The 12,544-nt window shown below is 72.8% G+C and carries 11 protein-coding genes; 6 read left to right on the forward strand and 5 right to left on the reverse strand.

Annotated elements, in window-relative coordinates; genetic code table 11:
* Nucleotide 1 precedes the first annotated feature (1 nt).
* From ITJ64_RS12000 to ITJ64_RS12015, 4 genes are read right to left on the reverse strand one after another with little or no spacing between them, the layout of a single operon-like run.
* A complete protein-coding gene (locus ITJ64_RS12000; protein ID WP_194681036.1) occupies nt 2–487 on the reverse strand; it encodes an SRPBCC domain-containing protein in 486 nt (161 codons plus the stop codon).
* A 14-nt stretch (nt 488–501) separates the two neighbouring features.
* Nucleotides 502–906 carry an ArsR/SmtB family transcription factor gene (locus tag ITJ64_RS12005; RefSeq protein ID WP_370545170.1) on the reverse strand — a complete coding sequence of 135 codons (405 nt, stop codon included), beginning with the start codon at nt 904–906 and terminating at the stop codon, nt 502–504.
* 47 nt (nt 907–953) lie between these two features.
* Nucleotides 954–2,567 carry a polysaccharide deacetylase family protein gene (locus ITJ64_RS12010; protein WP_194681037.1) on the reverse strand — a complete coding sequence of 538 codons (1,614 nt, stop codon included), beginning with the start codon at nt 2,565–2,567 and terminating at the stop codon, nt 954–956.
* A complete protein-coding gene (locus ITJ64_RS12015) occupies nt 2,564–3,412 on the reverse strand; it encodes a hypothetical protein (RefSeq protein WP_194681038.1) in 849 nt (282 codons plus the stop codon). Before ITJ64_RS12015 ends, ITJ64_RS12010 begins: the two co-directional genes overlap by 4 nt.
* A gap of 256 nt (nt 3,413–3,668) precedes the next feature.
* Here ITJ64_RS12015 and ITJ64_RS12020 point away from each other — a divergent pair, with 256 nt between their 5' ends.
* The 6 genes from ITJ64_RS12020 to ITJ64_RS12045 all read left to right on the forward strand — a co-directional run bounded on the left by ITJ64_RS12020 (nt 3,669) and on the right by ITJ64_RS12045 (nt 10,858).
* On the forward strand, nt 3,669–4,253 hold the full coding sequence (locus ITJ64_RS12020; protein WP_194681039.1) for a cupin domain-containing protein: 585 nt from the start codon (nt 3,669–3,671) through the stop codon (nt 4,251–4,253).
* A 264-nt stretch (nt 4,254–4,517) separates the two neighbouring features.
* Entirely contained in the window at nt 4,518–5,714 is a 1,197-nt protein-coding gene (locus tag ITJ64_RS12025) for a hypothetical protein (protein ID WP_194681040.1), read from the forward strand.
* Nucleotides 5,711–6,214, forward strand: coding sequence for a hypothetical protein (locus ITJ64_RS12030; RefSeq protein ID WP_194681041.1), 504 nt, complete (start codon nt 5,711–5,713; stop codon nt 6,212–6,214). The genes ITJ64_RS12025 and ITJ64_RS12030 overlap by 4 nt, the downstream gene beginning before the upstream one ends.
* 35 nt (nt 6,215–6,249) lie before the next feature.
* Entirely contained in the window at nt 6,250–6,819 is a 570-nt protein-coding gene (locus tag ITJ64_RS12035) for a hypothetical protein (protein ID WP_194681042.1), read from the forward strand.
* A gap of 230 nt (nt 6,820–7,049) precedes the next feature.
* On the forward strand, nt 7,050–9,569 hold the full coding sequence (locus ITJ64_RS12040; RefSeq protein WP_194681043.1) for a glycoside hydrolase domain-containing protein: 2,520 nt from the start codon (nt 7,050–7,052) through the stop codon (nt 9,567–9,569).
* Nucleotides 9,566–10,858, forward strand: a complete 1,293-nt coding sequence (locus tag ITJ64_RS12045) for a glycosyltransferase (RefSeq protein WP_194681044.1) — start codon at nt 9,566–9,568, stop codon at nt 10,856–10,858. Before ITJ64_RS12040 ends, ITJ64_RS12045 begins: the two co-directional genes overlap by 4 nt.
* 85 nt (nt 10,859–10,943) lie before the next feature.
* Here the strand turns inward: ITJ64_RS12045 and ITJ64_RS12050 are convergent, their stop codons facing one another.
* Nucleotides 10,944–12,536, reverse strand: coding sequence for an MDR family MFS transporter (locus ITJ64_RS12050; RefSeq protein WP_194681045.1), 1,593 nt, complete (start codon nt 12,534–12,536; stop codon nt 10,944–10,946).
* Between the last annotated feature and the right edge of the window lie 8 nt (nt 12,537–12,544).

The raw sequence follows: 12,544 nt of genomic DNA on the forward strand, positions 1-12,544 counted from the left end.
ATCACCCCGCCAGCAGGTCGTCGATCTGGCCCATCGCCTCGCGCATCCCCTCGTCCATGCCCATCGCGAGCAGCTGCTCGAGCTGCTCGAGCGAGGCGAACGTCGACACGGTGGTCATCGTCGTCACGCCGTCCGACTCCTCGAGCGTCACGACCGCGTGCGTCACGGGCATCGAGGGATCAGGCTGCCCGTCGGCGTCGGCGAAGCCGTCCTCCCACTCGAACCGCTCGGTCGGCCGCACCTCGATGGCACGCCACCACCCGCCGGCCCTCGTGCCGTCGGGGCCGGTCATCACGTAGCGCGACTCCCCGCCGGCCACGAAGTCGTGCCGCTCGAAGGTCGCCGGCCAGGTCGGCGGACCCCACCAGCGCTCGAGCTGACGCGGATCCTCCCAGACCTGCCAGACGCGCTCGGCCGGGGCATCGAACCGGGCCACGATGGTGAGGGTGAGCGCCTCGGTGTCGCGCTCGGTGCTGATGACGGGCATGGTCGTTCCTTCCTTCAGGGGTCGGTTGAGGGGTGAGTCGAGGGGTGTTCCTCGGATGCACGTTCCGATGGCTCGCCGTCGAGCAGCAGGTCGATCCGGCCCACGCGGTAGCGCCACAGCCGCTCGAACTCGGCGAGCAGGCCTGAGGCCTGCGCGATGCGCTCGACACGCGCGCTGACGAGCTGCTCCTTCCCGAACCGCTGCTTCTCGACGAGCCCGCAGCGGTCGAGCACCGTCACGTGCTTCTGCACGGCGGCGAAGCTCATCTCGTAGCGCCCGGCCAGGGCGCTGATCGACTGCGGCCCGGTGAGTGTGCGCCGCAGGATGTCACGGCGGGTGCCGTCGGCGAGCGCCCGGAAGACCGCGTCGGCGTCGTCGTCGCGGAGGCGCTGCGGGGGATCCATCGTTCGTGCAACCATTTGGTTGTACGTTAGACCTCGGCGAACGCGGCGTCAAGGCCTCGAGCTCAGCGTGCGCGCGTCGTCGTGTGCGCGGCCGGCGTGCCGCCGAGCAGCTGCTGCACCGTGACGAGCGTGAACCCGCGCCCGAGCAGCCCGTCGAGGATCGCAAGCGTCATCCGCGCCGTGTTCTCGTGCACGTCGTGCAGCAGGATGATGTCGCCGGGGTCGACGCTCGTGACGGCTCGGCCGAGCAGCACGTCGTCGTCGGGGAGCTGCCAGTCGAGGGTGTCGACGGTCCAGAGGATGGCCGGCAGCGCGGTGTCACCGAGCACCCGCTGGTCCACGGCGCCGTAGGGCGGGCGGAAGGTGCTGGGCGGGGCGCCGATCGTGGCCTTGATCAGGGCGCTCGTGCGCTCGAGCTGCGACTTCACCTCCTCGTCCGGGAGCTTCGTGAGGTCGGGGTGGTTCCAGGTGTGGTTGCCGATCTGGTGGCCTTCGGCGTCGGCGCGCACGAGCATCCCGCGATTCTGCTCGACCCGGTAGCCCTGCACGTAGAAGGTCGCCGCGGCCCGGCGCTCGGCCAGGGCGTCGAGCACGGCGCCGGTGTACTGGCCGGGGCCGTCGTCGAAGGTCACGGCGACGCAGGCGAAGACGGCGCAGTCGACGGTCTCGTCACCGCGCCAGCCGGCGGCGGGCAGGCTCAGCGGGGCGCCCGAGGTGAGCGCCGCCTGGATCTGCCGGCCCTGCTCGCTGAGCAGCGGCGTCGCGAGAGCGGCGGGCACCGTGACGACGTGGGGTCGGTCGGTGGCGGCGCGCGCGGCGGCGAGGGCGTCGAGCTCGGGCACGGTGAATCCGGCGGCGACCCGCACGGTGAGGGAGCCGTCGGCGCCGAGGGCGAGATGCGAGAAGAGGTCGCGCAGCTGATCGGGGGCGAAGTCGTCGGTGCTCTGCACCATCTCGGGCCGCATCGCCCCGGCGCCCGCCTTCAGCGACTGGACGGTGTCGCGGAGCAGCTGCCGGAGCCCGTCGTCGCTGAGGAACGCGTCGCTCGTGACGGTGAACGCCCCGGAGGTCTCGGCGAAGTAGACGGTGGTCTCGTCGGAGGTGACCTGGCCGGCCGCCGAGGTGACGATGCGGAGGGCCTCGGCGATCACCGTGCCGGCGCCGGCGACGACCTCGCAGGTGATCGTGAGCGTGGGGGCGCCCGCGCTCGACGGGGGAGTGAAGGCCGGGTCGGCGAGGAGGTCGGCGGCGGGCTGCGACGTGGATCCGGCCACGCAGCCCCGCGTCTCGGGCGGCAGCTCGGCTGCATCGGCGGCGGAGGTGTAGGGCACCCCGGTCGCGGCGGCATGGTCGGCGACGGCGGCCAGCACGCGGCCGCGCAGCAGCTCGGTGAAGCCGGCGTTCCCCGGGATCTCGCCCCACCGCGCCGCGACCGGCGAGGCCGGGTCGGCGTTGTAGAGCAGGCGGGCGTCGAAGCCGGGGGCCGACTGGCCGACCGCGGCCTGTCCGGTGGTTCCGGATGCGGTGGTCGCCCCGTCGTCGACCGTCACGCTCACGACGGCCGGCTCGCTGTGCCGCGGCTCCCACGGCCCGGCGGCCGGTGGCACGCTCGCGCATCCCGCCAGCAGCCCGACGACCACGGCGGCGCCGACGGCCGTGCCCGCCCGCCGCCTCATGACGTCCCCCGTCCGTCCCGCGCGGCGGGCCCGTCGACGGGGTTCCGCGCGCCGGTCGAGGTGGCGGTCGCGGTGGGGGTCTGCGTGACGGTCGAGGCGGGGGTGAACGCGGCGGTGGAGGCGAGGTCGGCGGTCACCGTGCGGTAGCGAGCGGCGTCGGTGGTCGGCACGGTGGCCACGAGGGCGAGCGCCGGCGCACCGGCCGGCTCGGCAGGCGGGGCGACCAGCGCGACCGTGGTCGTGTCCGAACCGCTGACGATGTCGGCGTAACTCACCGTCACGCCGCTCGCCAGCACCTCGCGGCTCCACTCCGCGACCGGACGTGGCGCGCCGGAACCGCGGGAACCGCCGGAGCCCGTGGGCGAGGGCCCTGTCGATGCGGCGCCCGTGGCCGAGGGGTCGGTCGGTGCGTCGTCGCCGGCCGACGCTGCATCCGCCGCGCCGGTGCGGGCGAGGAGCGCCTCGAGCGCGTCCGGCTCGAGCCCGGGCGGGGAGCTGGGGTCGGCCCCGGCGAGCGGCGTGGGGACGGGGGCGAGCGTCACCACGAGCCGGTACGCGTCGTCGGGTGAGACGAGGGTCTGGGCATCCGTCGGCAGGAAGGGGCCGACCCCGAGCAGCAGCCAGCCCGCGCCCGGGGTCAGCGTCGCCGCGGTGGTTCCGTCGTGCACCGTGACCGTCGGGGCGGCCGTCGTCAGCCGCTCACGCGGGGTGCCGGCGAGCACGGGCGGCAGCAGCCAGAGCCCGAGCGCCGCCGTGACACCGAGCAGGAGCGCCAGCACGCCCGCGACCACCGCGACGATGCGCCCGGCCGATCGGCGGCGATCGAGGAGGTCCCTGCTGGACATGCGACTGTTCCCGGGCCGGTTTCGCTCGGCGGCGACCGCACCCCGCGTCGCCGGGACACGCGCTCGCGACCGCCCGAGGCCGGCGAGTGCCGCATCCGCCCTCAGGGTAGGGGAGCCGGGCGACGCCGGGGTGTCGGCGCGGCGCATCGCACCCGAACTGGGGGTCGGGCCGCCGCCGCGCCCGGGCTGCCGCTCTGCCACCATGAGGGCACGCGCCGGCCCCGGCGGCACGCCCGCCACGAGCTCGGAGGACCCGATGACGCACACCCCGCCCCGCTCCACCCGCACCGCCGTGCGCTCGGCGCTCGCCGCGACGGGGCTGGCCCTGCTGCTGGCGGTCTCCGGATGCTCGGCGGCGGCCCCCTCCGACACCGCCGCCTCGACCGTCCCGACGCCGACGGCCGACGTCTCGACGTCCGCGGTCACGCCCACGCCGACCGCCCCCGCGACCGACGCGCCCATCGTGGTCGAGGAGCTCGGCAAGGGCGAGCAGGACGCCGCCGTCGACGTGGAGGTCGCGGGGCCCACACAGGTGGCGTTCCGGCGCATCACGATCAAGCCGGGCGCGGGCACGGGGGAGCACTGCCACGCGGGGCAGCTCGTCGCGGTCGTGGAGCAGGGCGAGCTGACCCACTATGCGCCGATCTACCCGGGCGGGGTGCACGTGTACGAGACGGGGGACTCGATCGTGGAGGGCGAGGGGTACATCCACGAGGGGATCAATGAGGGCACGGAGGACGTGGTGCTGCTCGTGACCTACGTCATCGCCGAGGGCCAGCCGCTCGCGCAGACCGACCTGAGCCAGTGCGACCCCCTGGCGACGCCGCTCCCCACACCCTGACCCCATCCGGGTGGCACCGCTCCTCCTGACCGACCCGCCTCTCAGACCCCGCTACCGCCCACCCTGCTGGCGCGCGCCAGCGCGGTGACGGGTCTCTTCGTCGTCCCTGGGACGACCCTGCACCCGACCCCCGACAACCGGCGTCGACGCGAAAAAAGAATCAGAGGATTAATCAGAAAAGCATGTGGCACGAACGCCATATGTGTCTAAGCTGTGCATGCGGACAGGCCGGGGGAACGGTTCACTCCGACGAAAGGTCACTCGATGTCACGACTCCACCGACCCCTGCTGCGGCGCGCCTCCGCGGCGCTGGCCGTGGTCGCGACCGCTGCGGCGGCCACCCTAATCACCCTCCCCGCCGGCGCGCTCCCCGCGACGGCCGCCACCACGAACCCACCGCTCACCGACCCCGCTGCCGTCATCGGGCGGGTCGCGCCCGAGCTGCTCGGTGAGACGAGCCGCCCGCCGACGACCGCCGAGGCCGACGCCATCGCGGCCGAGCAGGGAGCCCGCCCGTTCGAGCTGCGGCTCTCGACCGGCGACGGCGCCCCCGTCGTCGACCTCTCGCCCCCGCAGACGGAGGGTGCCGGCCTCCCGATCTCCCTCTCCATCGACGACGCGCGCGGCCCGGCGACACGGGGCCCGGGCGACGCGGGCATCGACTCGTTCGCGATCGGCCAGAGCGCCGCCGCCTACGTGCAGCCGCTGATGAACGGCGTGCGCCTGCTGACCGCCCTCACCGGCCCCGCCGCGGGAGGCGACTTCGACTACACGTTCGACCTCCCCGACGGCGCCACCCGCACCGAGCTCCCCGACGGTGACACCCTCCTCGCCGACGCCGCCCACCACTACATCGGCACCCTCGCCGCCCCCTGGGCTCGTGACGCGGCCGGCCGCGACCTCCCGACCCGCTACGAGTGGACGGGGAACACCCTCACCCAGCACGTCGACCTCGACGCGCAGACGGCCTATCCGGTGCTGCTCGACCCCAACTGGTACTACTCCTACGACTTCTCGGCCGCGCTCCCGCTCTACAGCGCGCGCTACCCGAAGGCCACCGAGCTCGCCGCCAGCCACCTCCTCCACAATTGCTTCAACTGCTCCTTCCCGATCTTCGGCGCCCCGCGCGGCTACCCCGTCGACGGCCAGGTGCTCAACCTCAACGCGAGCCCTTTCTCACTGCGGGCCTTCGCCGCCCCGGTCAAGGTGCAGACGGCCAACGGCGGCGCGATGCAGTTCGTCGCCCTCCCGGGTCACTTCGACGGAGCCGGCTCGCTCATCACCTTCTCCTGGTACAACGACCCGAGCGGCTACCTTCATCTCTATGTGCACGCGATGGTCAAGGTCGACAACGGTCCGACGGTGAACATTGCCAACTCCCACGTCGCCGCCGCGAACTGGATGCTCTTCTGGCAGCGTGTCGCCGACCACGCCGGCGCCTCGGGCGGCGGCGGTGTGTGAGCTCGTCTGAGGCGCAGCGCCCGGGCATCGCATCGCGCGGTGCCCGGGCGCCCGCCGCGTTCTTCGCCCTGCTCGCGATCGCGGGCGGGATCGTGGAAGGTGCCTTCTTCGGGTCGTTCTTCGCTCTCATCGCCTTCCTGCCTCCACAGCTCTTCGACCCGTCGAGCGCCGGCGGCACCGGGTCGGCTGGGCTGACATCCACCGCGATGCTGATCGGCGCGGCCGTCGGAGCCGTCTCGGGCGGCTTCCTCGCGGTGCCGGCCGCGCTCGGGCTGCTGCTCGCCTGGGCGCTCCGGCTCGCGGCGCCGTGGGCGGTCGCGCTGGCGTCCGCGGGGCTGGTGCTCGGGCTCTGGGTCTACCTGTTCGTGCTCTTCCCGCCGGATGCGCAGCTGATCGCCCTGGCGTCGGCCGCCCTCCTGCACGCCGTGGCCGGGCTCGTGGTGATCGACGGCCTCGGGTGGCCGTGGCCCGACGCACAGGGGCGGGGGAGCATCCGGTAACACGGGCGAAACGGGGCGACCGGTAGCGTCGTCGTATGAGCGGCACCACCGGGGGCACCGAGCAGGGCGACGCGGCCGTCGCGGCCGGGCTCGACGCCCTGCTCGCGGGCACCGTGGCGGCCCTGAAGCGAGCGGATGCGCGCACCGAGGCCCTGGCCCGCTTCGACGAGCGGCGCGCGATCCTCGGCATCCGGCGGGGCCCCGTGATGACGCCGCTCGGTCGCGTCTGGCGGCTCGGCGTGCTCCTGCTCGACACGGATGCGCGGCTGCACGGCGTCGGCCGGGTCACCCGCGCGATCGAACCCGGCCGCGTCACGAACCAGAACCCCCGGGCGGAAGAACGCCGCGACTACCGGCGTGCCGCCCACGGACGCTTCGCCGAGGGCGACACCGTCAACTTCGACACCGTGGCGCTCGCCCTCGATCCGCCGACCCTCCGCGCGCAGGCGGCGGCGGTGCAGGCGGGCGACCGCACGCCGCTCGTGATTATGCGGGGAGACACCGTCGCGGTGCGCTGGAACGCGCAGCCCGGCGAGAACGCCTTCACCGCGCTCGGCCCCTACCTCGCCGAACGCGCCGAGCTGCTCACCGCGCCCCCGCCCTGACCCGACCCCGAGACGAACACGAGGAGCCCCATGGAACCGCACCGCACCCGGCCGTCGCATCCGTTCGCCGTCCGTCCACCTTCGGTTCACCGCGCGGTACCCGGCGGAACCTACGCTCCGACGATCACCGCCACCGCAGCCACGACCGACACCTCCGGCACGACCGCCACCGCAACAACGGCCGACACCGCCGGCCAGAACCCCGCCCGACCCCGAAGGAGCCCCCGCGCATGATCGACCGCGTCGACCCCTTCATCGGCACCGAGGCCACCGCCCTCCCGCCCCAGACCGGCCTCGCCGCCACCTGGTGGTGGCCGAAGCCGCAGATCGGCAACACCCACCCGGGCGCGACCTACCCGCTCGGCATGGTCTCGGCCTGCGCCTACTCGGGCGGCTACCCCACGGGCTACGGCCGCTACGACCTGAGCCTCGAGGGCATCCCGAGCACGATCCACGACACCCTCCTGGCCAGCGGCTTCACGCACTTCCAGCAGTCGGGCACCGGCGCCATCCGCAAGTACTACAACTACTTCCGCGTCACGCCGATGGTCGAGCCGCTCGACGTGCTCGGCCGCAGCTGGGACATCACCGAGGAGAGCGCGAGCCCCGGCTACTACTCCGCCACCCTCGACTCGGGCGTCACCGCCGAGATCACGGTCGGGCCGAAGAGCGCCGTGCACCGGTACACCTTCCCGCGGCACTCGAACGCCCGCGTCGTGATCGACTTCTCGCTCGGTGGTCTCGGCATCCCCTACGGCGCGACCATCCCGCTGCGCGCGAACCTCGAGACCCTGGAGCCCGGGGTCGCCCGCGGCGAGATCGTCGCCGAGGGCGCGCCGATCGCGGTGCACATCGAGTGCGACACCCCGCAGTGGCGGCAGATGCTCTGGTACGACCGGCGCCTGATGCCGGGCGGAACGAAGCTGGCGCTCGACCATATCCGGCCGACGACGCTGCGCCCGTTCGGCCTGATGTGGGCGGGCCCGAGCGAGCCGGGCCAGACCATCGAGCTGCGCATCGGCTTCTCGCTGCGCGGCGTCGAGCAGGCCGAGCGCAACCTCCGCGCCGACTGCGGACCGGGCCCCGGCCGGTTCGAGGCGCGCCGGGAGCGCACCCGCAAGACCTGGCGCAAGCACCTCAAGACGATCTCGGTCGAGACGCCGAGCCCCGAGCGCAAGACGGTGTTCTCGACCGCGCTCTACCACTCCCTGATCAAGCCCTGCTTCGCCGACTCCGAGAGCCCGTTCTGGCCGAGCGAGGGGCCGTTCGCCTTCGACCTCTCGACGATGTGGGACATCTACCGCACCCAGCTGCCCCTGCTGATCACGCTCTTCCCCGACAAGGCGGTCGAGCTGGCCAACGCGCTGCTGACGATCTGCGAGGAGGAGGGCAACTTCCCGATCGGCTACCGGCTCGCCCGCGGCGGCGACCGCTTCTCGCGCCAGGGCAGCGCGCTCGCGCACACCTTCCTGGCCGAGCTCTGCCAGGCCGGGCTCCCCGGCATCGACTGGGAGTGGGCGCTCGTGCACATGAGCGACGACCTGCGCCGCACCTACGGCGAGGAGTTCCTGCTGCGCGGGGAGGCGCATCCGATCAGCCACACCCTCGACCTGGCGTTCGGCTACTGGTGCACCGCCAAGGTCGCCCGGCACGTCGGAGACACCGCGCTCGCGGCGCAGTTCGAGGCGCTCGCCGCCCGGTGGATCAACGCCTACGACCCCACCTCGGGCCTGCTGAAGGACTCGACCTACTACGAGGGCAGCCGCTACAACTACTCGTTCCGGCTGCAGCACGACATGGCCGGGCGCATCGAGGTGAGCGGCGGCCGCGACCGCTTCGTCGAGCAGCTCGACGCCTTCTTCGGCTACGGCGCCGAGCCTGTGGTGCAGCCGGGCAACAAGCCCGACGCCCAGGAGCTGCTCGCGGGCTACGTGCTGGGCCGCTTCGAGGGGCTCAACAACGAGCCCGACATGGAGGCGCCCTGGGCCTACCACTACGCCGGCCGCCCCGACCGCACCGCCGAGATCGTGCAGAACATCGTGCACCAGCAGTTCGGCACGGGCCGCGGCGGCCTGCCGGGCAACGACGACTCGGGCGGGCTCAGCTCGTGGTTCGTCTGGGCGTCGCTCGGGGTGTTCCCGGTCGCCGGGCAGAACCTCTTCCTGGTGAACGCGCCGTCGTTCCGCGAGTCGACGGTGGCGGTGGCCGGGGGAGACTTCGCCATCCGCACCGAGAACTTCGTCGAGCCCGTCGCGGGCGGGCCGGTGCAGTACGTGCAGCGGATGTGGCTGAACGGGCATCCGCTCGAGCGCAGCTGGCTGACGGGCGACGAGTGGCACCGCGGCGGGCAGCTGGTCGTCGAGCTCGGGCCCACCCCGAGCGACTGGGGCACGCGCGACGTGCCGCCCTCGCACCCGGTCGCGGCGGGTGCCTCGGGGCCGACCTCGGCCGAGGCGGGGGCGGCGGCCGCCTTCGCGACGGCGCAGCAGGTGGCGTCGCTCGTGGCCGAGGCCCTGCAGACCGAGCCCTCCGCCCAGCCGGAGCAGCCTACGCCGCGTGAGGTTCCGGATGCTCCGCCCGCCGCCTCCCCGGAGGACACCCTCCAGCTCCCTACCGGTGCGGTCGAGACCGAATCCGAACCCGACCTCGACGACGAACGACCCACCCCACCGACCCCGGCCGAACCGGCCACCCCCTCGAGCACCGAGCAGCAGCCGGGCGCCGCCCGCACGACAGGAGACACCCCATGAACCCCATCCGAAACCGCCTGGTCATCGTGGTGCGCGCCGATCCGGTGATCTGCGGACACTCGGTCGAGGGCCGCAACCTCGCCGAGACCGCCCTCACCCGCGGCTTCGACGAGGTGCGCATCGTCACCTGGCCGATCGACCGCCTCGAGGCGGCGGGCCTGCCGCTCAAGCCGCTGGACTCGATGCTGCCCTACAGCGACGGCATCATCGTCGAGCGCCCGGCCCCGGTCGGCGACTACAAGGTGCCCGACGGCCGCTACCTCGCCGGCATCACGGGACGCCTCGTCGAGCTGTTCACCGACGGCGTGCCCACGGTCGCGCTCTCGCTCTACCTCAGCCCGCACACCATCGCGGTGGCCGACGCCGTGCGCGCCGCCTGGGGCACGGGCCTGCCGGTGAACGTCACCACCATCGCCGAGGCGGTCGGCAGCGACGTCACGAACGTGGTGCGCACCGCGGTCGAGGAGGGCCGGCTCGGGGCGGCCGCGCACATCCTCTCCTCCTACCTCTCGCAGGACCACTGCGTCGCCGTCTCCGAGTACACCCGCGACCTCATCGTCAGCGAGGCCGAGCGGGTCGACGAGCAGCACGGCACCCGCTTCGCCGACCAGTGCCGGGAGCGCATCGAGGTGTCCTACCCCGCGATCGACGCCGCCCAGTACCTCGACCTCGACCCGGGGGCGAAGGCCGCCGAGCTCGAGTCGCGGGGGCTCGTCGACGACGGCTACCTGCTGTTCCTCTCGCGGCTCACCGACGCGAAGGGCGTCGACGACCTGATCGCCGGCTTCGAACGCAGCGAGGTCGGTCGCACCACCGAGCTGCCCCTGATGATCGCGGGCCGGGGGCCCCAGGCCGAGGCCTTGCAGGAGCTGGCGGCGGCCTCGCCGCTGGCCCACCGCATCCGTTTTCTCGACGATGTGGGCGACGCCGAGAAGCCGTACCTGATGGCCGGATGCGCGGCCTTCGTGCTGCCGTCGAAGCCCCGCCCCGAGTTCGTCGAGACCTTCGGCATCGCCCTGGCCGAGAAGATGCTGGCGGGCGGCGGCCCTGTGATCACGACCCTCACCGGAGGCATCGGCGAGGCCATCGGCGACCACGCGATCGTCGTGCCCGTGAACGACCCCGACGCGGTGGCCGCGGCCATCGACCGGGCCGTGCTGCACACGACCCCGGAGCAGCGGCGGCAGTGGGCCGACGAGGCGCGGGAGTACGCGCTGCAGTTCGACCGCCACGCGGTCTTCGACAAGCTCTTCGCCCGCTTCCCCCGCCCCGAGGAGGTCTCGGCCTAGCGCAGAGCGGTCGACCCGTCGGAAAACGCCCTCTCAAGGCTCTGAGAGGGCGTTTTCCGACGGGTCGACGGAGGGAGCGGGCGGGTCAGGCCTCGGGGCGCACGACCGTGGTCTCGAGGGGGATCTCCTTGACGAAGCAGAGCAGGAGGGCCGCCACGAGCATCAGCGGCACCAGGTAGAGGTACACGGGGCTGAGCGCGTTCGAGTAGGCCTCGACGATGATCGTGTGAACCTCGGGCGGCAGCGCGTTGATGGCGGCCGGGGTGAGCGCGTTGGTGTCGGTCGGCAGCGCGCCGGCTCCGCCGCCGAGCTGGGCGGCCGAGGACGCGAGCTGTTCGGTGAGCCGGGCGACGAACAGCGAGCCGACGACGGCGGAGCCGAGCGAGGCGCCGATCTCGCGGAAGAAGTTGTTGCCCGCGGTGGCCGTTCCGACCATCGAGTGCGGCACCGAGTTCTGCACGATCAGCACGAGCACCTGCATCGCGAGTCCGATGCCGAGGCCGAGGATCGCGAGGTACACCAGCACCAGGCCGAGCGGGGTGTCGGCGCGCATGGTCGAGAACAGCACCAGGGCGCCGGCGACGACGAGTGAGCCGACGATGGGCATCCACTTGTAGCGGCCCGTCTTGGAGATCAGGAAGCCGCCGCCGATGCCGGTGACGAGGAGGCCCGCGAGCATCGGCAGCAGCATGAAGCCCGAGACTGTCGCGTTGACGTTATTCACGATCTGCAGGAACGTCGGCATGTAGCCGATGGCGCCGAACATCGAGATGCCGATCGCGAGCCCGCCGAGGGTGGTGAGGGTGAAGTTGCGGTTGGCGAACAGCGACATCGGGATGACCGGCTCGGAGCTCTTCCGCTCGATCAGCACGAAGGCGACCGCCGCGACGACCGTGGCGATGATCAGGCCGATGATCTCGGGGGAGTTCCACTCGAACTCGGTGCCGCCCCAGGAGGCGGTGAGCACGAGTGCCGACGCCGCGATGGCGAGGGTGACCATGCCGGCGACGTCGATCTTCGGGCGGGCGGCGCGGTTCAGCTTCGGCAGCTTGATCAGGGCGACGGCCGCGACGATGGCGGCGATGCCGAGGGGGACGTTGATCCAGAAGGCGTAGCGCCAGCTGAGGGTGTCGGTGAACAGGCCGCCGAGCAGCGGGCCGGCGACGGAGGAGAGGCCGAAGACGGCGCCGATGAAGCCCATGTACTTGCCGCGGTCGCGGGCGGGGATGACGTCGGCGATGATCGCCTGCGAGAGGATCATCAGCCCGCCGCCGCCGAGGCCCTGGATGAACCGGCCGGCGATCAGCCACTCCATCGACATGGCGAAGCCGCCGATCGCGGAGCCGAAGACGAAGATGCTGAGCGCGATGACGAACAGCGACTTGCGGCCGATCAGGTCGCCGACCTTGCCGTAGACGGGCATCACGATGGTGGAGGCGAGGATGTAGGCGGTCGCCACCCAGAGCATGTGGTTGACGCCGTCGAGCTCGCCGACGATCGTCGGCAGGGCGGTGCCGAGGATGGTCTGGTCGAGCGCCGAGAGCAGCATCGCCACGAGCAGGGCGGCGAAGATCAGGTTGACGCGGCGCTTGGTGAGCCCGGTGGACGCGGCGGGGTCGGGGGCGGCGGGCGCGGAGGCGGGGACGGCGGCGCCGTTCACGTCGGGGTTGGCGGTCATGAGGTCCT

Source organism: Herbiconiux sp. VKM Ac-1786, from assembly GCF_015350805.1.
In the GTDB taxonomy this organism is placed as follows: Bacteria; Actinomycetota; Actinomycetes; order Actinomycetales; family Microbacteriaceae; genus Herbiconiux.

Coding starts and splice junctions, on each gene's coding strand:
- ITJ64_RS12000 (WP_194681036.1), bottom strand. CDS start 487: ATGCCCGTCATCAGCACCGAGCGCGACACCGAGGCGCTCACCCTCACC.
- ITJ64_RS12005 (WP_370545170.1), bottom strand. CDS start 906: ATGGTTGCACGAACGATGGATCCCCCGCAGCGCCTCCGCGACGACGAC.
- ITJ64_RS12010 (WP_194681037.1), bottom strand. CDS start 2,567: ATGAGGCGGCGGGCGGGCACGGCCGTCGGCGCCGCCGTGGTCGTCGGG.
- ITJ64_RS12015 (WP_194681038.1), bottom strand. CDS start 3,412: ATGTCCAGCAGGGACCTCCTCGATCGCCGCCGATCGGCCGGGCGCATC.
- ITJ64_RS12020 (WP_194681039.1), top strand. CDS start 3,669: ATGACGCACACCCCGCCCCGCTCCACCCGCACCGCCGTGCGCTCGGCG.
- ITJ64_RS12025 (WP_194681040.1), top strand. CDS start 4,518: ATGTCACGACTCCACCGACCCCTGCTGCGGCGCGCCTCCGCGGCGCTG.
- ITJ64_RS12035 (WP_194681042.1), top strand. CDS start 6,250: ATGAGCGGCACCACCGGGGGCACCGAGCAGGGCGACGCGGCCGTCGCG.
- ITJ64_RS12040 (WP_194681043.1), top strand. CDS start 7,050: ATGATCGACCGCGTCGACCCCTTCATCGGCACCGAGGCCACCGCCCTC.
- ITJ64_RS12045 (WP_194681044.1), top strand. CDS start 9,566: ATGAACCCCATCCGAAACCGCCTGGTCATCGTGGTGCGCGCCGATCCG.
- ITJ64_RS12050 (WP_194681045.1), bottom strand. CDS start 12,536: ATGACCGCCAACCCCGACGTGAACGGCGCCGCCGTCCCCGCCTCCGCG.